Genomic DNA, 22527 nt, shown 5'->3' with positions numbered 1-22527 from the left:
GGCCAGTTGACCACAACGCCGAGCAGATGCTCCGTACGGAAAGGATCCACTCACCGGGACACTATCCCCACTCATGAGGCCCGAGCAGCCAAAGATGCCAGGGCGGCATTTGGTTCGACGTCGTAACCCGTTGCGCGATCTCCTGACCAGTTCAGGCCTACCCTCCGCCCATCACGCTCAAGGCCCGGCAACCATCTGGATCGCCACTCGCTGAGAGGGATCACGACTTTCTCAAATCCGGCGTATGCGTCAACCGAAGACATGATGTTCTGCGCGCGCGAGCCCAAGGACCAGAACGGCATGCTACGAACTCCACCGCTCCCAAACCAAACGGGGCCCGAATGCCCTCAGCATCACGTATCGTCGTAACCTGCCCCTCTCGGAACCATCCCACTTCCTTGGGACGCAGCCCGAAGCGGACGCGGCCGATGTCCTACGAGTACGGCCGTACTCTTTCAACAGCAGATTCTTATATGCGGTTGAGGTGTCACCCAGCCAAGCCAGCGCCTTGGCAGTGATGGCCGATTCATATTTCGGATCGGTACGCTCGGATTGAGCGTGAAATGCATGTAAGAGCCGTCGGCTTGCAAGTACGTTTCCGAGGAAGGTGGGGTCACGAAATCCCCGGAGGGATCCTGGTTCGTAGCTGATTCTAGGCTTCCATTGTGGCCTTGATGGATCGCAAATTACTCACTTGTTGGCGTTGGAATGCCCGGCGGAGCACCGGCAGCAAAAGCTTCGTTGGCCCGCGGGGTTCCAATCTTTTACGGCATGGCGAGTCCGGCGATTGGCTAGGACCCGATGTCTGGCCCGTGCTAGCGGTGCAGGCGCGACAACAACACCCGGTGCAACCGATTACGGAGCGCCCGCCACTCAGCTACATCGTCCCTCTGGTTAGACCCTCCGACGCCAACACTCCCTCCAGCTATGGGCCGCACATGCCGGCGCGGTAGGCGGAGCAAAGGTCCAAAGTCCGTTGGACGGTCGCGAAGCTTCGTGAACACCTTCGGGCGTCCGCTAAGGATCCCCTACGGGCTGCGAGGTGACAAATACCGCTGCGAAAAGACCGCCATTTATCGTTGCGAATCACAGTCGAGGCCAGTGACCGAGAGCGGGTTTGGTTGCGCGGTGAACGACCGGCTAACGGGCGGCGTGAGGGGCAGAGAGTCCAGAGAAGAGGCTGGCTCCCTCTCGCAGTCTGTGGATGAATCCGGCGACCGCTGCTCGTTCCCGGGCAGGCATCGCCTCGACCGACGAGAGAATCCAAGCGACGTCCGGCGAGGTGGTCTCGGCCTTGGGTCGCATCGTCGCCTCGGGCGGGACAGGTCGAGACACGGTTCCGGGCGGGTCGCGGGGACCTATCTCGCGTTTGTAGTCGGGATAGTGACACCCCAGCCGCGGCTGGGCGACATCAAGGCGTTTGATTGAAGGCATGTAACGCCGCAGCCTGAAGATCCACGCCGGCGAGTCCCGAACGTCCGTGGAGTTGTCCGCCGGCCAGGAAGTAGCGGTTTTCCGGATCGTCCAGGGCCGGAATCCCAAGGCGTGCTGGCCGGAGCACGTGACGCGTCAGGCAGGGACTGAATCGGAAGTGGATGGCCGTGGCTGATGCCGGGTCACGCATCACGGTGGATTTGATGGATGACCAGCCTCTGTTCCATGCAGGGATCCGCATGCTCGTCGCAAGCCAGAATGACATGGAACTCGTTGGTGAAGCCGCCGACGGGGATCAGGCGATAGCCCTAGCCATCGCACGGCGCCATGACGTGATGCTGATGGATCTGCGCATGCCGGTCCTGGACGGGGTCGAAGCCACCCGGCAGATCGTGTAGCACGCCACGGCTGCTGGCGCCGACAAGCCGAAAATAATCTCTACTCGGGGGCGGCGCGGCGGCCGCTGACTTTCGGGAGCGTGCCCGTGGTCCAGTCGGCAAATTCGGCATCGACGTCGTCCGCAGCCTCGAAACCGGGGCGTTCCTTCAGATCCCGAAGCAGGTCCTTCTTCTCCCGGCGCCCTTCCACCAGCCGGTACAACACCGGGACCAGCACCAGGGTCAGCGCCGTGGAGGAGACCAGCCCGCCGATCACCACGATGGCCAGCGGCTGTGAAATGAACCCGCCGCCGCCCGTGAGGCCCAGCGCCATGGGGGTCAGGGCAAACACAGTGGCCAGCGCCGTCATGAGGATGGGGCGCAGGCGCTGCCGTGCACCGTGCCTGATGGCATCGGCAACGTTCATGGCCGGCCTGCCCGCCCGCGGTTTCCGGTACTGGTTGATCAGGTCGATCAGCACGATCGCGTTGGTCACCACAATGCCCACCAGCATCAGCATGCCGATCAGCGACGGCAGCCCCAGCGGAACCCTGGCGATGAGCAGCAGCGCAACGGCGCCCGTGGCGGCGAACGGCACGGAGACCAGGAGAATCAGCGGCTGGATGAGGGACTTGAACGTGGCCACCATGATCACGTAGACGATGGCGATGGCGGCGAGGAGCGCGAGGCCGAGCTGCCGGAAGGACTCGGCTTGCTGGGTGGTGGCGCCGCCTATTTCAGCGGTGACCCCGGCGGGGAGGTTCACGGCCGTGAGCCGCTGCTGGACTTCGGCGCTCACCGCACCCAGGTTGGCGCCCGACGGCGTCAGGGAGACCCGCGCTGTCCGCTGGCCGTTGCTTGAGGTGATGGAGACCGGTACGTCCACCTGTTCGACGGCGGCGATGCTGCCCAGCGGCACCGGGCCACGGGCGGTCGGAAGCGGGATGGCGCGGACGGCCGCGATGCTCGTGAAGCGCGTGCCTTCGCCGATGCGGACGGGGAAATCGTCGGCCTCGATGCGCACCGTCCCCGCCGGGACGGGACTGATGGTCGACGCCAGGACGCCGGCCACCTGCTCTTCGTTAAGGCCGGCAGCGACCGTCTTGGCGCGGTCCACCCTGACCTGGACCACGGGCTGGCTGGCCGCCAGGTTCGTGGTCACCTCGGTACTTCCCGGGACACCCGTCATCGCTTCAACCATGGCGTCACTGGCCTTCTTCAGATCAGCAGATGTGGCGGCTTTGAGGGTGATGTCCACCGTGGACGACGTGCCGAAGCCGCCCTGCTGCGCTCCCACCGAGACTTTGCCGGCACCGCTGATCTTGGCCAGTTCGGTGCGGACCGTCTCCTGAAGCGCCGCCTGGTTGGCCTTCTCTTCCGTGACCACAGTGAAGGTGGAGTTGGAGGCCCCGGAAGAGGTCAGTGCGGTAAACCCGGCCTGCGCGTTTCCGGAAGTCACCTGGACATCCTTGATGCCGTCGATGCCGAGCAGCACATCCTCGAGTTTCTGCGCCGCTACGCTGGTGTCCTGGAGCCTGGTACCGGCGGGAAGCTCCTGCTTGACCGTCATACTGTTCTCGCCGGAGCGTCCGAGCAGGTCCGTGGCCAGCAGCGGAGTCATGGCGGCGGTTCCGCCCAGCACGATGACGGCTGCGATCAGCGTCAGCACCGGGTGCTTCTGGGACGAGGTGAGGATAGGCAGGTAACCGCGCTGCAGGAGGCTGCGCTGCTCCGCTTCGTGGGCCTTGGCCTCTACGTCACGGGTGGACTGCGGGGCTGCCCCGGCGCCGCGTGTATCCGCCGGTGACCTGAGGAACCAGTAGGCAAGGACCGGAACGATCGTCAGCGAGACCAGCAGCGAGGACAGCAGCGCGATGGTGACGGTCAGCGCGAAGGGACGGAACAGTTCGCCGGCAAGGTCCCCCACGAAGGCGATGGGCAGGAAGACCGCCACGGTAGTGAGCGTCGATGCGGTGATCGCCCCCGCCACTTCCCGGATGGAGGTCAGGATCGCGGTCCGCTTGGGCTCACCGTAGCTGAGGTGCCGCTTGATGTTCTCGATCACGACGATGGAGTCATCCACGACCCGGCCGATGGCGATGGTGAGGGCACCCAGGGTGAGGATGTTCAGCGAGTAGCCGGTGGCGGAGAGCCCGATGAAGGTGATCAGGAGGGACAAAGGGATGGACACGGCCGTGACGAGCGTGGAACGCACCGACATGAGGAACACAAGGATGACCGCCACGGCAAACCCGAGACCGAGGAGGCCCTCCGTCGTCAGGTCCTTGATCGATTTCTCGATGAACGGTGCCTGGTCGAATACCGGCGTGAATTTGGCGTTCGAACCGAGCTCCGCCTCAAGCTGCGGCAGGGCATCCTTGACAGCATGGGAGATCGCCACGGTGTCGCCCTCGGGCTTTTTGGTGACGGAGACGGCGAGAGTTTCCTTGCCGTTGGTCCGGGTGATGGAGGTCCGTGCATCGTCCTTGATGCTGACGTCGGCCACGGAACCGATCGTCGCCCCGCCCTTCACGCCGCCCAATGGCAGGGCCTTGACCGCTGCCACAGAGTCGACCGGGCTGCCGATCTGCAGCGACAGGCTCTGGCCCTTGTCCTCGATCGTTCCTGCCGGGACAAGATCCCCGTTGTTGGTCAGGGCGTTGCGGATCGACTGGATCGTCGCCCCGCTCGACGCCATGCTGGCCGGCTTCGGCAGAATGAGAATGTGACGGCTGGCGCCGCCCGTCACGTCGGCGCCCCGAACGCCGTCGAGCTTCTGCAGTCTCGGGACCGTCAGCCGCTGGAGGTCGGTGTTCAGCTCGCTGAGCGGCTTGTCGGAGGAGACCGCCAGGAAAACGATGGGGAAATCACTGATGCTGCCGGCAATGGCCCGTGGCTGCACGTCCTCGGGGAGGGCCTGCCTGGCGTTGGAAATGGCGCGGTCGATCTGGTTCCGGGCACGGTCCAGGTCGGACCCGTACGTTAACGTCATGCTGATCTGCGAGACGCCGTTGCGGGAGGTCGAGGACGTCGATTCCAGGCCCTCGACGCCGTTCAGCGCAGTTTCGAGCGGCCGGCTGACCTGCTTATCCACGACCTCCGGGGACGCCCCGGGCATGGACGTGATCACCGTGATTCGCGGGAACTCGATGGACGGGATGAGTTCCTGCTTGAGCGAGGACATGGTGATCACGCCGAACACCGAGGCGAAGATGGTGATCAGCGCGATCAGCGCGCGGTTCCCGAGGGAAAGGCTGGCCAGCCGGAACATCGCTTGATCTCCTGGAGGGGTTGACGGGGTGTTGTCGGTGGTGGACTCTGCCGCAACCCAGCCAGGGTTTTAGCGATTGACTGCGGGTGCCACGTCCAGCTGGAGGGCCTTGGCCGTGGCCTTTTCGAGCTCCGCGGCCAGTTCGGGGTTGTCGTTGAGCTTGACGCCGTAGCCCGGCATCATCTCCTTGAGCTTGGACTGCCAGCCCTTGAAGTTCTTCGGGAAGGACTTCTGCAGGAGTTCGATCATGATGGGCACCGCGGTGGATGCGCCCGGCGAGGCGCCGAGCAGGGCGCCGATGGAGCCGTCGCGGGCGGCGATCACCTCGGTGCCGAACTGGAGGACACCGCCCTTCTTCGGATCCTTCTTGATGATCTGCACACGCTGGCCGGCGGTAATAAGTTCCCAGTCGCCGTCCTGGGCTTCGGGGTAGTACTCGCGGAGGGCCTCAACCTTGTCGCCGTGGCGCTTGGCCACTTCCCTGATCAGGTACGCCGTGAGGTCCATGTTGTCCTTGGCCACGGCGAGCATCGGGATGATGTTGCTGGGCCGGATGGACAGCGGCAGGTCGAGCCAGGTGCTGTTCTTCAGGAAGTTTGTGGAGAATCCGGCGTACGGGCCGAACAGGAGTGAGCGCTTGCCGCCCACATAGCGGGTGTCCAGGTGCGGAACGGACATGGGCGGGGCGCCGACGGAGGCCTGGCCGTAGACCTTCGCATTGTGCTGGGAGGCCAGAGACTGGTCCGTGCAGCGGAAGAACTGGCCGGACACCGGAAACCCGCCGTAGCCCTTGCTTTCGGGAATGCCGGACGCCTGCAGCAGGTGGAGTGCCCCGCCGCCGGCTCCGACGAACACGAATTTGGCGTGGATGCTGCCGCGCTCACCGGAAGCGGGGTACTTGAGCGAAAGGTCCCAGCCGCCGTCGGACGCCTTCCTGACGTCGGTGACGTCGTGGCCGTAGTTGATCTCAACGCCGTTGTTGGCCAGGTAACCGGTCAGCTCACGCGTCAGGGCTCCGAAATCGACGTCGGTTCCCTCCGCCGCGCGGGTAGCGGCGATGCGCTGCTTGCGGTCGCGGCCCTTGACGATGAGCGGAGCCCACTTGCCGATCTGGTCGTAGTCTTCGGAGTACTCCATGCTGCGAAACAGCGGGTGCTGCTTGAGCGCGTCATACCGGGTCTTAAGGAAGGCGGAGTTGTCCTCACCGATCACGAAGCTCATGTGCGGGACAGTGTTGATGAAGCCCTTGGGGGACCCGATCAGGGAGTTGGTCACGAGGTGGGACCAGAACTGGCGGGACAGCTGGAACTGCTCATTGATGTGCAGTGCCTTGGCGGGGTTGACCGAGCCGTCTTTGGCTGCGGGCGAGTAGTTAAGTTCACACAGGGCGGCATGTCCGGTGCCGGCATTGTTCCAGGGTCCCGAGCTTTCGAGGCCTGCTTCGTCGAGGCGCTCGAACAGGGAGATGGTCCAGTTGGGTTCAAGCTGCTTGATGAACGCACCCAGCGTGGCGCTCATGATGCCTCCGCCAATCAGGACGACGTCGGCATGTTGGGTCTTGGAAATGAAGGTCACAATCAGTCTCCGATAGCAGCGGCTCTGGCTGTCACAGAATATCCCGCACCGTCTACTAACTGAAATTGGCCCCGTCCGTCAAGGCCTCAGTTGGACCTTGGTGAAAACTTCATTTAAGACCGGCGAGGCGGGGTAGCTGATGACTCGGTCCGAGAGCGCCAGGGCCGAAATGGGGAACGCTATGGGGACTGCCGGCACGGTCTGTGCGATCTGGGCGTTGATGGTCTGGTATTGCTCGGTCCGCTCCTTGCCGTCGGGCAGGCCACGGGCGCGGTCGATCTTGGAGAAGACCTGCGGATCCTGGTATCCGAATTCGCCGTTTTTCTCCCCGAACAGCGGGGCAAGGAAGTTGTCCGCATCTGAGTAGGAGCCGTTCCAGCCCAGCAGGTGGAGCGCGTGGTCTCCGGGGGACTGCACCTTCTGCAGGTACCCGTCCGCCCAGTCGACGGGAACCGGCTTGATGTTCAGGCCCACGGCCGTGAGCTGCCGGCTGATCTCGGCGTAGACCTTTTCCGGCGTAGGGAGGTAGGGACGGTCAACGTTCATGGGGTAGTAGAACTTGAGCGGCTGGCCCTTGTAGCCTGCCTCAGCCAGCAGTTCCATTGCCTTGGACGGGTCATATCCGAGGGCCGGCGCGTTGTTGTTGAACCCGCTGAGCTTCGGGGGCACAAACTGGGAAGCCTGCGCCGTGTTGTCGATGAAGAACCGCCGGATCAGCGTGTCCTTGTCGATGGCCAGCTCGATGGCCTGCCGGACTTTGAGGTCCTCCAGCACCGGCACTTCCTGGTTCATGCCCAGGTACATCACCGAGAAGGGGTCGCGCTGGATGATCTGCTTTCCGCGCTTCACGAGCTGGTCGAAATTCCCCACCGTCACTGCATCGTAGCCGTCGATCTTGCCGTCCAGCAGTGCCTGAAGCCGCGTCTGCGGGTGGTCGTAGGCGACGAAATGGATGGTGCCGATCTGCCCGCGGTCACCCCAGTAGTTTCTGTTGCTCACCAGGGTGACGCTGGTGCTGTCCCACGCGGAGAAACGGTACGGCCCGGTGCCGACGGGATGCGTAGCGTAGGCCGACAGTGACTGGCTGCCGCGGTTCTCGCTGAGGACATCGGCCCGTCCGGCGGCGAGCGCCTTGGGGGAGGAGATGGCGAACGCGGGCAGGGTAAGGGCCTGCAGGAAGCCGGTGAACCGTTCGGTCAGATCGATCCTCACCAGCAACGGCGACAGCGCGGTACAGGCTTTGAAGACGGAGAGGCCGGCTTCATCCGAGTGTTCCTTGAAGACGCCCTTGAATGTGCTGCCCGGCGCCTGCTGGCGGAGGGCCTGAGGGAAGTGGAACCAGCGCTCGAAGTTGGTGCAGACGGCCTGTGCGTTGAACGGCGAACCATCGTGAAACTTCACGCCCGGGCGGAGGCTGAAGGTATAGGAGCGGCCATCCGGGGATGCTGTCCACTCGGTGGCAAGCAGCGGAGTCGGTTCGCCCGTCGTCTCGTTGACGCCCACCAGCCCTTCGAGGATCTGGCGGGTGACACGCTGTGATTCGGCATCGTTCGCCAGCGCGGGGTCAAGGCCGAGGGGCTGTGCGGCTGTGCCGAAAGTGAATGTGGCGGTGGGGGCCGTGGAGGACGCCGGTGTGGCGGAGGCCGGCTCCGGAGAAGACGGCGACGGGGCGGCTTCGCCGGTGCAGGAGGTGAGCGTCAAGCCCAGGAGAACGGCACCGGTCTTGATGGCCGTGCGTCGCGTCATTCTGCTGGGCACTGGATTTATCACCTCTGGGCTGCTGGGCTGCACGTGGGCGGCTGCGGTCTGCTGGCCCCGGCTTCCAGTCTAATTGACCGGGGCGAGCGTCCCGGACGCGCCAAAGCTGTGGCCCGCGCCTCAGGGTGCGGGCCACAGCTTCCCCATGCCTGCGGAATCCCAGATGTCCGCCAGCCGAGTTTCAGCAGGGATTACTTGGGCATCAGCACCGAGTCCACCAGATAAACCGTGGCGTTTGCGGTTTGAACGCCGCCGCAGATCACATTGGCGCCGTTGACCTTAAGCGCATCCTTGCTGCCGGTCACGGTCACCGATCCGCCCTGGACGGTCTTGTGGGTGCCGCCAATCTTGTCCGGCGCGACCTGCCCGGGAATTACGTGGTAGGTGAGGATCTTGCTCAGCAGGGCGTCGTCCTTCTTGAGCATCTCGATCGTGGCGGCATCAATCTTTGCAAAGGCGTCATCCACGGGGGCGAAAACGGTGAACTCGCTGCCGTTGAGGGTATCCACCAGATCAACCTTCGGGTTGAGCTTGCCGGAAACAGCGGCGGTGAGCGTCTTCAGGAGCGGGTTGTTCGAGGCGGCGACGGCGACGGGGTCAAGGGCCATGCCCGAGACGGATCCTGCACCGCTGGGGACCTGCTCAGCGTAAGCGGAGCAGCCGGGGCCGGCGAGGTTGGCTGCCGGATCCATTGCCGCTGCCGACGTTTCCGACGGCGAGGGCGCCATGCTGGAGGCGGAGGGTTCCGCCGCTGCCGACGAAGGGTTGGAGCCGGTCGTCGCCGAACCGCCGCAAGCAGTGAGGCTGAGCAGGGCTGCAACTGCAACGCCTGCGACGGTGAAAGTGGTGCGCTTGAAGGACTGCATTTGATTCTCCTTGGTTGTGCCGATCATTGCCCGTGGGACGAACGTCGTCCCCGCATCTGGCCCTTTTTTCGACTGTGGGCACCGAACCTTGGTTGGTGCGTACTGGGTATTCGGCCGGTGGGCGGCAATGGATGGGTGAACCGGGAGAAACTTTTTTGGCCCCCTCTTTGTGGCCTCCGACAGGCGGCGAACCGGCGGTGAAGTACGCGCTTAAACCAAGGAGTCCCGGACCGTCTGGTCCGGGACTCCCTGGGTTTCAGCCTGGCTGATCCTTTGTGCGCAAGGGGGGACTTGAACCCCCACGCCCGAAGGCACAGGAACCTAAATCCTGCGTGTCTGCCAATTTCACCACTCGCGCGCGGCTCCGCCTTCCGCCTTCTGCAAGAGAAAACGTACGACGGCGATTGCCAGCCTCCATTGTACCTTCAGCGGGCCGGGCCCTCAGTCAGCTGTGCCTCCTGCCGGGAGCGTGTCCGATCGGCTGCCGGTTTCCGTGAGATTCAGGTCCCGGCGCAGTTTCGCGACGTGGCCAGTGGCCCGGACGTTGTACTGGGCGAGCGACACCTTGCCGTCAGGATCCACGACGACGGTTGAACGGATCAGGCCCTCGTAGGTCCGCCCGTAGTTTTTCTTCTCACCCCATGCGGCGTAGGCCTCGGCGACGGCATGGCTGTCATCGGACAACAGAGGAAAGGTCAGCCCTTGGGCAGCCGCAAACTTTGCCAGCTTGCTGACGGGGTCAGGCGAGATTCCGAGTACTTCGTAGCCGGAAGCCTGCAAGGACGCGAGGCTGTCCCGGAAGTCACAGGCCTGCTTCGTGCAGCCGGGAGTGGCCGCTGCAGGATAGAAGTAGACAATGGTGCTGCGGCCGCGGAAGTCGCTGAGGCTGACATCCGCTCCTTCGGAATTCTTTAACGTGAATTCCGGCGCGGCATCGCCCGGGATAAGTCTTTCAACCAAAGTATTCTCCTTGTTTCCATGCGGGACATTCCAGTTTAGTAAGGCTGCTGCGCAGGGACGAATCCATCTTGGCTATACTTGGTGGTATGCCTGATATGGATCGCTGGCCCACTGGGCGCCTCTTGTCCACGGCGGCACGTCTCGTTGAACACTCCTGGAATGAAAAGCTGGGTGCCATCGGGCTGACCCATGCCGGCGTCATCGCCATCGAGGTTCTGTACAACAACGGGCCCATGACCCAGGCACAGCTCGCCCAACTGGTCCGTGTTCAGGCCCAGACGATGGGCAAGACGCTCAGCCGCCTTGAGGCCCACGGCCATATCGTCCGCCAGCGCAGCACCTCGGACCGCCGAAGCCATGTTGTTTCGCTCACCGAGCGGGGGACTGAGGCTGTAACTGCCGCTGCCGACATGGAGCGTGCGGTCCTTGCCGCCGCATCCATCGATCCGGACATCCTTCGCCAAGAGCTCCAAGCCGTGGTGCGGGAGCTCGCTACCCGGTTCGCATCGCCTGCGACGACTGCCATTGTGGCTGGCGCAGATTCAGGCCTCGCCGTCGAGGCCCGGGCGAAGTAGCAAAACAGCTTTATTCGCCGATTAGGCGCGGCTTTCTGCGGGAGACCGCACTTGCGACCGGCAGTAGCGAACTTTCTTGGCGGGGTCAGAGTCCGGGCAGCGTGGGCGGACCATCCGTGAGGGATGAGGCGTTGTCGGGTACCGTCAGGTCAACCATGCTGACCACGGGCGCTTCACCCATGGCGATCAGCAGTTCATTGATCGATATCTGCCCGGTCAGTTCCCCGGGGCGTTCCTCAGCCATACCAAGAAGATATGACAGCCCGGGCGTGCCAGCGGGCAAGGACACGGCCCGAGCCAACCTGAAAGCGCTGCTGGCCCCGACTGTCACTACTCACCGCCGGATCGGAACAGGACCTCGTCGACGTCCCGGCTGTGTCGGGCTCGGGGGCCGGCAATCGGAGAGCCAAGAACCGTGAACTGACTGCCGCCCATCTCGCCGGACAGAAGAGGCATTGCCTCCTGGATGGCGCCCTGGACACCGGGCAACTGCAGCGAGGCCTGGTGAGCCTCAGGGGATTCCCAGAGCTCGCAGACATACACGTTGTCCGGCTGGTCATCGTTGATGCCTACTTCATAGAGCAGACACCCGGCATCCCGCAACACGGGCATGGGCCGGAGCAGGATGGCCACTACGGCGTCACGCTGGCCGGGTTTCGTCCCCAGGTTCCCCACATTCGCAAAGGTCATGGGACCCACGCTAACCCAAACCCTCCGGCAGTATTACGTAACGTCCGAAATAACTCTGGCTGGGTTCCTGTTGCCCGGACATGACGACAATCGGAATCATCGGTGCAGGACACATTGGAAGCCAGATTGCCCGCAAGGCGCTGGAGCTGGGCTATGAGGTAGTGATCAGCAATTCGAGGGGCCCGGAAACGTTAGCGGGCCTCGTTGCGGAGTTGGGACCCCGGGCACGGTCCGCGACGCCGGCCGAGGCGGCCGCGGCAGGTGAGTTCGCCGTCGTCACCGTTCCCCTCAAGAGCATCGGCGACATTCCCGTGGAGTCTCTGGCAGGCAAGATCGTGATCGACACCAACAACTACTACTGGGAACGCGACGGCCATTTCCCGGCCCTCGACAGCGGTGAAGAAACCACGTCAGGGCTGCTGCAGAAACTCCTGCCCGCTGCCAAGGTCGCCAAGGGCTTCAACCACATCATGGCCCAGGAAATTACCAGCGACGGCACTCCCGCCGGCACTGAAAACCGCCGGGCACTCGCCACCGCCAGCGACTACCTCGAAGCCAGCGATTTGGTGACCGAGCTGTATGACGAGTTCGGCTTCGACACCGTCAACATCGGCCCATTGTCCGAGAGTTGGCGTGCCGAGCGTGACCGCCCGGCCTACGTCATCCGCCAGAACGCTGCCGAGCTCAAGGAGAACCTGGCCCTGGCAACGCGGACTATCTAGGTGTACTGCTCGGGGACGTTGATCAATCGTGAGAAGGGCGGCTGGTTCCCGCAGGCCGTGTGGGGCCGATGCTGGTTGTACTGATGGAGCCAGCTGGGGAGCGCGTCGCGGCGTTCTTGCTCGCTGGCGTAGCAGCGGGCGTAGGCCCACCCGTCGGCCATCGTGCGGTGGAAGCGCTCCACCTTCCCGTTCGTCTGTGGTCGGTATGGGCGGGTGAACTTCGGGCGGATCGACAGGGCCTCGCACGTGTCGCGCCACAGGTAAGACCGATACGCGCCGCCGTTGTCGGATAGGACCCGCTCGATGGTGACCCCACGCTCGGCGAACCACCCGACGGCCCGGTGTAGGACGCCGACGGCGGTTACTGCTGTCTCGTCATCGTGGACCTCGGTGTAGGCGACGCGGGAGTGGTCGTCGATGACCGTGTGCACGAACGCGTAGCCGAGCTTGGGGTTGTTCCACTTGCTCTTCGGCTTGTCCGGGGTGGCTGAGCGGTTCTTCTCGCCTTGGCGGCGGCCGACATACCGCCAGCCGCCGCCGTCGGGGATGTTCCCGAGCTTCTTCACGTCGACGTGCACGAGCGAGCCGGGGTGGTCGTGCTCGTACCGGCGGATTGGTTCGCCGGTACGCGCGGTCGACGTAGGACAGCCGGTTCAGGTGCGCCAATCGCAGTATGCGGTGGACCGTTGATGGGGCGATCCCGAGCCGCGCGGCGAGCTGGACCGGCCCTTCCCTCAGCCGCATGCGTAGGCTCACGCAGCGCCTCGTCACCGGTTTGTTCGTCTTGTTCGGCGAGGTCTTCGGGCGTGACGAGCGGTCGTGCATAGGCTCGCCAGCGAGGTACCGGTCGACCCAACGTTTGACCGTGGGCCAGGAGACTTGGAAGCGGGGCAGCGACTTCGCTGATCGGCCAGCTTTCTTCGCCGACGAGCTGGGCGACCTTGAGGCGATGGCGGGGCGTGAGTGCGGCGTTTTGGTGCGACATGGCAGCTCAGATGTGGGCTCGGGCAGGAACTTCCCGAGCAAGCATGATCGTGACAGCGCCGAGCAGTGTGCCGGTGATGCGCCGCTGCCAGATCGTCCAGGCGGGGCGGCGAGCGAGGAAAGCGGCGATCGACCCGGCACCCATCACGATGAGCGCGTTGATGGTGATGCTGACGCCGATCTGCAGCAGGCCGAGGGCCACGCCCTGTGTGAGTTGATGCCCCCGGTTCGGGTTGATGAACTGGGGGATTAGCGTCAGGTACATGATCGCGGCCTTGGGGTTGAGCAGGTTGGTGACCAGCCCCATCCGGAACAGTCGCCAGTCGCTGTCTGGGGGCAGGTCGCGGACCTCGAAGACGCCGGCGCCGCCTCGGCGGAGCGCCTGCCACGACAACCAGGCCAAGTAGGCGACGCCAGCTGCCTTGAACCCGATGAACACCCACGGGACAGCTACGAACACGATGGCCAGGCCGAGGTTGGCCATCAGCATGTAGATCGCGAAGCCCACGCCGGTTCCGGCCAACGACACCAGCCCCGCGCGTCGGCCCTGTCCGATGCTGCGTGAGGCGAGGTACATCATGTTGGGTCCGGGGGTGAGCACCATCGCCAGAGCAGTGGCCACCATCCCGAGGGCCGCCTGCGCGGATACCGGAAACATCATCAAGGGAGTCATCATGGCTTCACTCTGATGTAATGGCCTTATGCATCTCAACCCTTACGGTGAGTACGCGGTACTCCTCGCGCAATCGTTGGCGAACGACTGGCCCTCGGACCGCGCAGGCATCGTTGCCCGCACTCGTGAGCACGGCATGACGATGCCCTTCCCCGAGCGGCCCGGCGACCACGCCCGCTGCAGAGACGTCCTCGACCAATGGTTGACCGTTGTGGACGCCGACAGCGCTGATGAACGCGCCGACCTGCTGAACCAGCAGATGGCGGCTGTCTCGGCCTACCCACGCCTGACCGACCACAACCGCGAGGGATGGCACCTGCATTACCGCGACACCGACGACGACCTGCCCCTGGTCCTCCACTCGGTGTTCGCCGTCGGGACAGCACTCCACCTGACCACGCGTGGCATCAACCGCCTCGGGCGCTGCGCCTCGAATCCATGCCTGAACGTGATCGTGGACATCTCGCGCAACGGCACTCAGCGCTACTGCTCACCACGATGCGCCAGCCGTGACGCCGTCCGACGCCACCGCACCCGCTCAAGGAACGCCACCCAGTCGGCCTGATCAATCAACGTGTCCGGGCAGTACATCTAGGCGCTGCGAGTCAACACCAGCGATCCGGTTCTCCACCCTGGCAGCAATTTGTGAAGCACTGGACTGCCAGGTCGGAGACCTATTCGTGTACGACCCGGCGTGGGAATGGCTGCCTCGAGAGTCTCGGCGATTTCGTCTTCCGTCAGACCCGGACGCACGGGTTGAAGGCCAACTCAGGCCGGCTGTTTTCGGGCAAAACGAAACCCCGCCTTTATGGCTTGTGGCCGATAAAGACGGGGTTCCTCATCTGTGCACCCCCCGGGACTTGAACCCGGAACCCATTGATTAAGAGTCAATTGCTCTGCCAATTGAGCTAGAGGTGCAGCTGCTGTTTCGTTCAACCGTGGGCTTTTGTTTCCCTCGTTGACCTCCGCAACGACATGTAACTCTACACGAACTTTTGGCGCGTGTGAAATCGAGCCCGCACGGTCCCGCGCGACTAGCCGGATAGGCTCAAAATCAGCACGGAATCAGGGTTGTTGTTGTTGGTCAGGGCCCACAGTTCCCCGTTCGGGGCCAACGAAACGCTCCGGATACGGCCGTATTGACGTGTGAAATGGGCCACAGGGGTGCCGGCATTTTCGCCCTCAAGCGGAACGCTCCAGATTCGCTGGCCGCGGAGGGCGCCCAGGAAGGCCGTATTGCCGACGATCTCCAAGCCGCTGGGGGATGACTCGGCTGTGGAGGGCCAGACGACTTTGGCATCGATGAACTCCCGGCGCCCGGGTGCGCCGGTGACCTCGGGCCAGCCGTAGTTTCCGCCGGCTTGGATCAGGTTGAGTTCGTCGTTGACCTCTGGGCCGAACTCGCTGACCCAGAGCCGGCCTTCGCTGTCCCAGGCGAGGCCTTGGACGTTCCGGTGCCCCAGGCTGTAGACGGGATTGTTTGGGAACGGATTTCCCGGTGCCGGCTTCCCGTCCTTTGTCAGTCGAAGGATCTTCCCGCCCAGGGCGTTCCGGTCCTGGGGCTGTTCGCGGCGCTGCGAATCGCCGGTCCCCACATAGAGATAGCCGTCAGGGCCAAAACGGATCCTGCCGCCGTTATGTGTGGAAGCCTTGGAAATGCCGGAGAAAATGATCTGCGGGGCGCCCAGTTGGAGTCCGCCGCCTGTTCCGGCACTCTCGATGCGCACCCGGGCAATCCGGTTGTCCTCGGCTGCAGTGAAGTAGACATACAGCAACTTGTCGGAGGCGTAGTCGGGGGACAGGGCAAGACCCATGAGCCCGCCCTCACCGCCGGGAACCACGCCAGGCACCTCGCCGACGGTGCTGATCCTGCCATTCTGCACGGACTTCAGGAGCGCAGAATCACGCTCGGATATCACCGCGGTCCCGTCCGGCAAGAAGACCGTGGACCAGGGCAACTGCAGGCCCTCTATTGTGGTGCGGACCCGGGGCTGCCCGGGGGTGGTTGCAGTGACTGACCCGGGACTCGCCGTCGGCGTCCCGGGAGTTCCGGGAGACGCGGGGGCTGTGCTGCCTGCGCCAGTTGTGGCGGTAGGCGATGGGCTATTCCCGCCCGTAGGCCCGGGGCCGGGTCCGGTGCAGCCCGCAAGCGCGAGCACCACGGCCATGGCCGCCGCGCCCGCTCCAGCCTGCGTTGGCCTGTCGGGGCAAGCCAGCGAAGTACCGGCCCTGGTGCTGCGCGTCCTGTCCGTGATCATGGTCCTGCCCGGCCGTGGTTGCCAGTGCCCGTAGCGGTCCGTCGTGGGCCGCTCTGTCAGCGGTCCGCCGTGGGCGGCCCTGTCAGCGCCGCATCCGGCGGGGAGCACGGAAACCGGCTGCTTCGGCATGTGCGGGGGAGAGGAACCACACTTCCGCGCGGGCCTCGTCATAGCCGGCGCTGTCCTCTTCGTAGTAGGTCATCGAGCCGGCATCAGCCTTGACCGTGTAGCCTTCGGGGCCGCTGCCGTCGGCTGCGGCCGCAGCCGACCCCTCGCCATAGGGCTGGCCGGTAGCGTCCTCGCCAGCCGGAGTGTCACCCATTGGCGCCGCAGCAGGGCCAGCCTCATGGCCGGCAGGCTCGGCACCATGGCTCGCGGCCGCCTCGGTGACTGCCGACGACTCCATCCGCTGCTGTGTCTCTGCCTCCGCGTCCAAAGCATCGGCGGCCGCCGACTCCGCCCCGGGGAGGGTGGGGGCGTGGGGCTCGGTGTATTCAGGGTGATGGACGGGTGCGGCAGGCGCAGCTGACGCGGACTCCGCGGCCGGCCGGGGCTCGGCCGTGCCTGTCCGGGTTCCAGGTCCGGTTCCGGGACCTGCTTCTGACCATTGCGTCTCCCATTCGGCTTTATCCTCGTCGTCGTCCCAGTCATCCACGTCGCCCCCCGACGGCGCGGGCGTTCCTGCAGCGGTGCGGGGAGTGGCGGCGTCCCAGGATTCGATGTCCGGTTCCACATCCTCCGGGTTGGGCCGGGACGCTGTGGGGGAGGAGTCCTGACGGGCAGGTGCTGTGCCCTCTGGCCAGGATGTGTCCGTCTGGCCAGGTTCTTCGACGCGTGTTGCGCCGCCCGTTCCCGCTGTCCCTGCCGCGGCTGCGATAGCGGCACCCCCGGCCGCCTGGATGCCCGGTTCCGCTACCCCGGCACCGGCCGTCTGCTTACCCGCTGCTTCGGCGCGGGGCCTGGCCGTGCTGGCCTGGGAAGGCGAGGGAGTTACCTGGTCCGTCCCGGCCGCGTCGCGGGTTCCCGCGGTGGTGCTCGAATTGCGGTTCAGAAGCCACCAGACGACGGCAATGATCAACACGATGACGATGACCCAGATAATCCACTCCATAGCAAAGCCCTTCTGTCCGTAAGGCGAGGTTGCCGTTGCTTGACGGTACGTCGCTGTCAATACGGCTGTCTAGGTTTTGTCAATGCCCGTCTGTGCTCCTTGGCCGGCCTGCCCCTGGCCTGCGGAGCGGTAGGGGGGTTCAGCAGTACCCCGGCCATCACGTAGCCTCGCTTAATGGATTTCAAGCGTCTACGCATCCTCAGGGAACTGGCGGACCGCGGCTCCGTGGGAGCCGCGGCCGACGCGCTGGGTGTGACGCCGTCTGCAGTTTCACAGCAGCTCAAAACACTTCAGGATGAGCTGGGGGTCGCACTGGTGGAGAAGTCCGGCCGTGGCGTGCGGCTTACGGAGGCCGGCTCTGCCATGGCCTTGGCCGCAGCCGAGGTGGCCGTCGCGATGGCCAGGGCAGAGGCGACCGTGGATACCTACCGCAGGGGATGGCAGACCCAGGTGAAGGCGGCGTTCTTCCCCAGTGCCGCGGAAATGCTGCTGCCAGGGCTCCTGCACAGGGTGAAGGGGATCGACGGGCTGCGCTTCGAAGCGCACCTGGAGGATCCGGGGGTGGCCGGGTTCGCCGGTCTGGCGGCCGACTACGATATTGTTCTGGCCCACAGCGTGGACGGACCGGAAGTCTTTGAACGGCGGGGCCTGGTCGTGGTTCCGCTCCTGGATGAACCGCTGGACGTCGCCATCCCTGCAAGCCACGTGCTGGCCTCGAAGTCCAGTCTGACTGCTCAGGACGTGGTGGGGTTTCCCTGGATGGGAGTCCCGGAAGGCTTTCCGTTCGACACCGTGCTCCGGCAAATCGAGGCGCAGGCGGGCGCCACGGCAGTACGTGCCCAGTTGTTCGCTGACCTGCGGGTGCTCGAGGCACTGGTCAGCGCGGGTCACGGTCTGTCCCTGCTGCCCCGATACACCTCACTGAGGAACCAGGGGAGGGGATTCGTCCTCCGCCCGCTCACCGGAGTCACGGCGCGGAGGAGCATCGTGGCCCTTGCCCGGCCGGATGTGGCGGCCCGGACCACCATCCGGCACGTGTTGGACATGCTCACGACTGAAGCGCAGCAATTGACGGATCAGCTGCGGCGGGCGTCACCTGGCACACGCCCGTGAAGTTTTCCCAGCGCCTACCGGTTCCACTATTCGAGACAAGAGTCCAGCATTTGATCGAAATATTCCCGGAATTGCGCTTAAAGGGCCCGGCCGGGTCGTTGGCCCGTCGATGGGAGTCATAGACTTTGACCCATGAGTGAGGACACCCTGATCGAAACCGACAACAAACCTGACATCAAACCCCGGAGCCGGGTTGTCACCGACGGCATTCATGCGGCTCCGGCACGTGGGATGTTCCGGGCCGTGGGAATGGGCGATGATGACTTCGCCAAGCCGCAGATCGGCGTTGCGAGCTCATGGAATGAAATCACTCCGTGCAACCTCTCCCTGAACCGGCTGGCCCAGGGCGCCAAAGAGGGCGTCCACGCGGGCGGCGGGTTCCCGATGCAGTTCGGCACGATCTCCGTTTCCGACGGCATCTCCATGGGCCACGAGGGCATGCACTTCTCGCTGGTTTCCCGTGAGGTAATTGCTGACTCGGTGGAAACGGTGATGCAGGCCGAGCGGATCGACGGTTCAGTGCTGCTTGCGGGCTGTGACAAGTCGCTGCCGGGCATGCTGATGGCCGCGGCGCGTCTGGACCTGGCCAGCGTGTTCCTTTACGCCGGTTCCATCATGCCGGGCTGGGTCAAGCTGGAGGACGGCTCCGAAAAGGAGGTCACGCTGATCGACGCCTTCGAGGCTGTCGGTGCGTGCGCTGCCGGGAAGATGAGCCGCGAGGACCTGGACCGCATCGAGAAGGCCATCTGCCCGGGTGAAGGCGCCTGCGGCGGCATGTACACAGCCAACACGATGGCCTGTATCGGCGAAGCCCTGGGCATGTCCCTGCCCGGCTCGGCGGCGCCGCCCTCGGCAGACCGCCGTCGTGATGAATTTGCCCGCAAGTCCGGCGAAGCGGTGGTGAACCTGCTCCGCCTCGGCATCACGGCACGGGACATCATGACAAAGAAGGCCTTCGAGAACGCGATCGCCGTCACCATGGCGTTCGGCGGCTCCACCAACGCTGTCCTGCACCTGCTGGCGATCGCCCGTGAAGCCGAAGTCGAACTGAGCCTTGATGACTTCAACCGCATCGGAGACAAGATCCCGCACCTGGGTGACCTCAAGCCGTTCGGCCGCTACGTCATGACCGACGTCGACAAAATCGGCGGCGTGCCGGTCATCATGCGCGCGCTGCTCGACGCCGGCCTGCTGCACGGTGACTGCCTCACCGTGACGGGCAAGACCGTCGCCGAAAACCTGGCGGCCATCAATCCGCCGGACCTGGACGGCAAGATCCTGCGCGCCCTGGACAACCCGATCCACAAGACCGGCGGCATCACCATCCTGCACGGTTCCATGGCCCCCGAGGGCGCGGTGGTTAAGAGCGCAGGCTTCGACGCCGACGTTTTCGAGGGCACGGCCCGCGTCTTCGAACGCGAGCAGGGCGCCCTGGACGCGCTGGACAACGGCCGGATCCAGAAGGGCGACGTCGTGGTGATCCGCTACGAAGGACCCAAGGGCGGCCCGGGAATGCGCGAGATGCTGGCCATCACCGGCGCCATCAAGGGCGCGGGCCTCGGCAAGGATGTCCTGCTCCTGACGGACGGCCGCTTCTCCGGCGGCACCACGGGCCTGTGCATCGGCCACGTTGCGCCGGAAGCGGTCGACGGCGGTCCGATCGCCTTCGTCAAGGACGGCGACCGCATCCGGGTGGACATCGCCGCCCGCACCTTCGACCTGTTGGTCGACGACGCCGAGCTGGCCTCCCGCAAGGAAGGCTGGGAACCGCTCCCGGCCAAGTTCACCAAGGGTGTCCTGGCCAAGTACGCCAAGCTGGTGCACAGCGCCTCCACCGGCGCATACTGCGGGTGATGCCTTCCCCTTGCGGGAGGCGCTGAGCGCCTCCCGCAAGGGGCCCCTCGGCATTACCCCTATTTAGCCCTGCCGCCTACACGGGCGGGAGCGGTTTGATCCCTTAGGGAAGGATCAAGAAGTGGACAGTGATGTCCACATGGTGAGATCGCGTGCCGCTCCGTTGACACGCATCCCACCAGAGGGAAAACTGAACGCATGATCGCACTCGTTACCGTCGGCGCCACCGTGGGCACTGTCGTACTTACCAAGCGCGTGGCTCTATAGCCCGACTGGTAACGAACTGTCACGCGCAACCCCTCGAAAAGCCGCCAGGCTGAGGGGTTTTTTTATTTTCCAGCGTGGCAGCTGCTTGAGCTTTCATGTAGCACCGCCCAATCCAAGATCCAATAAGGAAGAGTCCGATGAGCAAAGGATCGCCGATCAGCCCCTCGCTGATGGCTACAAAGTCCGCTGGAGCCGCCAAGGCTTCGGAACGCGTCGACCGTCCGGCCGAGTCCGGAGTCGACACTGCTGCAGCCGCCTCTCCTGTCCTTGGGCCGAACAACGTTGTACCCCCAACGGTGATGACCGGCTCGCAAGCTATTGTCCGTTCGCTCGAAGAACTCGGCGTCGACGATATTTTCGGTTTGCCCGGTGGCGCGATCCTGCCCACCTATGACCCTCTGATGGCCTCCAAAATGAACCACGTTCTGGTCCGTCACGAACAGGGAGCCGGCCACGCCGCGCAAGGCTATGCCATGGTCACCGGGCGGGTGGGCGTCTGCATCGCCACCTCGGGCCCCGGTGCCACCAACCTCGTCACCGCCATCATGGATGCGCACATGGACTCCGTTCCGCTCGTGGCCATCACGGGCCAAGTGTCCAGCGGAGTCATCGGCACCGATGCCTTCCAGGAAGCGGACATTGTCGGCATCACCATGCCGATCACCAAGCACTCGTTCCTGGTGACGGACCCCAATGACATCCCTCACGTGATGGCCGAGGCCTTTCACCTCGCCTCCACGGGGCGTCCGGGACCTGTCCTTGTTGACGTCGCCAAGGATGCGCAGCAGGGCCAGATGACGTTCTCCTGGCCGCCGAAAATCGATCTTCCCGGCTACCGGCCGGTGGTCCGCGGCCACAACAAGCAGGTCCGCGAGGCGGCAAAGCTGATTAGTGCTGCCAGCAAACCCGTGCTGTACGTGGGCGGCGGCGTGGTCAAAGCCCACGCCTCCGCCGAGCTGCGCGAGTTGGCCGAGCTGACCGGCGCCCCTGTGGTTACCACTCTCATGGCCCGGGGCGTCTTCCCCGACTCGCACCCGCAACACGTGGGCATGCCCGGCATGCACGGTACTGTGTCCGCGGTGACGGCCCTGCAGCAGTCGGACCTCCTGATCACGCTCGGCGCCCGTTTCGATGACCGTGTTACCGGGGTCCTGAAGACGTTCGCGCCGAATGCGAAGGTGATCCACGCCGACATCGACCCTGCCGAGATCTCCAAGAACCGCACGGCCGACGTTCCGATTGTGGGCTCCGTGAAGGAAATCATCCCCGAGCTCACGGAAGCCGTCCGCACCCAGTTCGGCAGCGCCGGAACCCCGGATCTCACGACCTGGTGGGCTTTCCTTAACAACCTGAAGGAAACGTATCCGCTGGGCTGGACTGAACCCGAGGACGGGCTCAGCGCCCCGCAGCGGGTCATCGAGCGCATCGGCGCCCTGACCGGCCCGGAAGGCGTCTACGTCGCGGGCGTGGGCCAGCACCAGATGTGGGCGGCGCAGTTCATCAAGTACGAGCGCCCGCACGCCTGGCTGAACTCGGGCGGTGCCGGCACCATGGGCTATGCGGTTCCCGCAGCCATGGGTGCCAAGGTGGGGGAGCCGGACCGTGTGGTCTGGGCCATTGACGGCGACGGCTGCTTCCAGATGACCAACCAGGAGCTGGCCACCTGCGCCATTAACAAGATCCCCATCAAGGTTGCCGTCATCAACAACTCCTCGCTGGGCATGGTCCGGCAGTGGCAGACACTCTTCTACGAAGGCCGCTACTCCAACACTGACCTCAACACCGGCCACGACACGGTCCGCATCCCGGACTTCGTTAAGCTGGGTGAGGCCTACGGCTGTGCGTCCTTCCGCTGCGACCGCGACGAGGACATCGACGCCACCATCCAGAAGGCCCTGGAAATCAATGACCGCCCCGTGGTGATTGACTTCGTTGTGAGCCCCAACTCCATGGTGTGGCCGATGGTGCCCGCCGGGGTCAGCAACGACCAGATCCAGGTTGCCCGCAACATGACCCCGGAATGGGAAGAGGAGGACTGA

At 64.6% G+C, this 22527-nt stretch carries 19 protein-coding genes, 2 tRNA genes and 1 pseudogene; 8 read left to right on the top strand and 14 right to left on the bottom strand.

Translation table 11 applies throughout. The features are described from left to right. Positions 1-71: 71 nt before the first annotated feature. Positions 72-263 carry a DUF2750 domain-containing protein gene (locus J7E80_RS24585; RefSeq protein ID WP_396020746.1) on the bottom strand — a complete coding sequence of 64 codons (192 nt, stop codon included), beginning with the start codon at positions 261-263 and terminating at the stop codon, positions 72-74. Between the two features lie 1374 nt (positions 264-1637). Between J7E80_RS24585 and J7E80_RS09740 the strand changes: the two genes are divergently transcribed. Next, a complete protein-coding gene (locus J7E80_RS09740) occupies positions 1638-1832 on the top strand; it encodes a response regulator transcription factor (protein WP_251036678.1) in 195 nt (64 codons plus the stop codon). A gap of 40 nt (positions 1833-1872) precedes the next feature. On the opposite strand, the gene J7E80_RS09735 is transcribed toward J7E80_RS09740, so the two are convergent. The 6 genes from J7E80_RS09735 to bcp all read right to left on the bottom strand — a co-directional run bounded on the left by J7E80_RS09735 (position 1873) and on the right by bcp (position 10241). Beyond that, positions 1873-5082 (bottom strand): efflux RND transporter permease subunit, encoded by a 3210-nt coding sequence (locus J7E80_RS09735; RefSeq protein ID WP_215051262.1) that lies wholly within the window; start codon positions 5080-5082, stop codon positions 1873-1875. Positions 5083-5151: 69 nt separating this feature from the next. Continuing rightward, positions 5152-6657 carry a malate:quinone oxidoreductase gene (locus J7E80_RS09730; RefSeq protein ID WP_215051261.1) on the bottom strand — a complete coding sequence of 502 codons (1506 nt, stop codon included), beginning with the start codon at positions 6655-6657 and terminating at the stop codon, positions 5152-5154. Between the two features lie 78 nt (positions 6658-6735). After that, a complete protein-coding gene (locus J7E80_RS09725; RefSeq protein WP_215051260.1) occupies positions 6736-8403 on the bottom strand; it encodes an ABC transporter substrate-binding protein in 1668 nt (555 codons plus the stop codon). A gap of 203 nt (positions 8404-8606) precedes the next feature. Beyond that, entirely contained in the window at positions 8607-9281 is a 675-nt protein-coding gene (locus J7E80_RS09720) for a fasciclin domain-containing protein (protein WP_215051259.1), read from the bottom strand. A 276-nt stretch (positions 9282-9557) separates the two neighbouring features. Further along, positions 9558-9639, bottom strand: a tRNA-Leu gene (locus tag J7E80_RS09715). Between the two features lie 83 nt (positions 9640-9722). Further along, entirely contained in the window at positions 9723-10241 is a 519-nt protein-coding gene (bcp, locus tag J7E80_RS09710; protein ID WP_215051258.1) for a thioredoxin-dependent thiol peroxidase, read from the bottom strand. A gap of 95 nt (positions 10242-10336) precedes the next feature. Between bcp and J7E80_RS09705 the strand changes: the two genes are divergently transcribed. Continuing rightward, positions 10337-10816, top strand: coding sequence for a MarR family winged helix-turn-helix transcriptional regulator (locus J7E80_RS09705; RefSeq protein WP_251036697.1), 480 nt, complete (start codon positions 10337-10339; stop codon positions 10814-10816). 85 nt (positions 10817-10901) lie between these two features. On the opposite strand, the gene J7E80_RS09700 is transcribed toward J7E80_RS09705, so the two are convergent. Beyond that, positions 10902-11060: a hypothetical protein gene (locus tag J7E80_RS09700; protein ID WP_215051256.1), complete on the bottom strand. Its 159-nt coding sequence runs from the start codon at positions 11058-11060 to the stop codon at positions 10902-10904. A gap of 86 nt (positions 11061-11146) precedes the next feature. Then, positions 11147-11506, bottom strand: a complete 360-nt coding sequence (locus J7E80_RS09695; protein WP_215051255.1) for a putative quinol monooxygenase — start codon at positions 11504-11506, stop codon at positions 11147-11149. 80 nt (positions 11507-11586) lie between these two features. On the opposite strand from J7E80_RS09695, the gene J7E80_RS09690 reads away from it, so the two are divergent. Then, a complete protein-coding gene (locus tag J7E80_RS09690) occupies positions 11587-12228 on the top strand; it encodes an NADPH-dependent F420 reductase (RefSeq protein ID WP_215051254.1) in 642 nt (213 codons plus the stop codon). Here J7E80_RS09690 and J7E80_RS09685 read toward each other — a convergent pair. Together J7E80_RS09685 and J7E80_RS09680 are read right to left on the bottom strand one after the other, a co-directional pair. Continuing rightward, positions 12225-13213 (bottom strand): annotated as a pseudogene (locus J7E80_RS09685) (IS481 family transposase). The gene J7E80_RS09690 and the pseudogene J7E80_RS09685 sit on opposite strands and share 4 nt — an antisense overlap. 6 nt (positions 13214-13219) lie before the next feature. Beyond that, positions 13220-13888, bottom strand: coding sequence for a LysE family translocator (locus J7E80_RS09680; RefSeq protein ID WP_251036677.1), 669 nt, complete (start codon positions 13886-13888; stop codon positions 13220-13222). A gap of 25 nt (positions 13889-13913) precedes the next feature. On the opposite strand from J7E80_RS09680, the gene J7E80_RS09675 reads away from it, so the two are divergent. Continuing rightward, positions 13914-14450, top strand: coding sequence for a CGNR zinc finger domain-containing protein (locus tag J7E80_RS09675; RefSeq protein WP_215051253.1), 537 nt, complete (start codon positions 13914-13916; stop codon positions 14448-14450). Next, the gene (locus J7E80_RS23765) at positions 14395-14769 is read left to right on the top strand and encodes a helix-turn-helix domain-containing protein (protein WP_311380795.1); all 375 of its coding nucleotides are present in this window, start codon (positions 14395-14397) and stop codon (positions 14767-14769) included. The genes J7E80_RS09675 and J7E80_RS23765 overlap by 56 nt, the downstream gene beginning before the upstream one ends. Here the strand turns inward: J7E80_RS23765 and J7E80_RS09665 are convergent. From J7E80_RS09665 to J7E80_RS09655, 3 genes are all read right to left on the bottom strand, one after another. Beyond that, positions 14731-14803: transfer RNA gene (locus tag J7E80_RS09665), tRNA-Lys, on the bottom strand. The genes J7E80_RS23765 and J7E80_RS09665 overlap by 39 nt on opposite strands. A gap of 116 nt (positions 14804-14919) precedes the next feature. Next, positions 14920-16053 (bottom strand): sorbosone dehydrogenase family protein, encoded by a 1134-nt coding sequence (locus J7E80_RS09660; protein ID WP_251036695.1) that lies wholly within the window; start codon positions 16051-16053, stop codon positions 14920-14922. Positions 16054-16225: 172 nt separating this feature from the next. Next, positions 16226-17254, bottom strand: a complete 1029-nt coding sequence (locus J7E80_RS09655) for a hypothetical protein (protein WP_215051252.1) — start codon at positions 17252-17254, stop codon at positions 16226-16228. Positions 17255-17428: 174 nt separating this feature from the next. On the opposite strand from J7E80_RS09655, the gene J7E80_RS09650 reads away from it, so the two are divergent. The 3 genes from J7E80_RS09650 (at position 17429) to J7E80_RS09640 (ending at position 22527) form a co-directional block, all read left to right on the top strand. Then, the gene (locus tag J7E80_RS09650) at positions 17429-18367 is read left to right on the top strand and encodes a LysR family transcriptional regulator (protein ID WP_215051251.1); all 939 of its coding nucleotides are present in this window, start codon (positions 17429-17431) and stop codon (positions 18365-18367) included. Positions 18368-18499: 132 nt separating this feature from the next. Further along, positions 18500-20221 (top strand): dihydroxy-acid dehydratase, encoded by a 1722-nt coding sequence (gene ilvD, locus J7E80_RS09645; RefSeq protein ID WP_215051250.1) that lies wholly within the window; start codon positions 18500-18502, stop codon positions 20219-20221. A 404-nt stretch (positions 20222-20625) separates the two neighbouring features. Further along, entirely contained in the window at positions 20626-22527 is a 1902-nt protein-coding gene (locus tag J7E80_RS09640) for an acetolactate synthase large subunit (protein WP_215051249.1), read from the top strand.

This window comes from Arthrobacter sp. ISL-28 (assembly GCF_018613875.1).
Classification (GTDB): domain Bacteria; phylum Actinomycetota; class Actinomycetes; order Actinomycetales; family Micrococcaceae; genus Arthrobacter.
The sequence above is the reverse complement of the archived record's forward strand: the minus strand, read 5'-3'. Positions and strand labels throughout refer to the sequence as shown.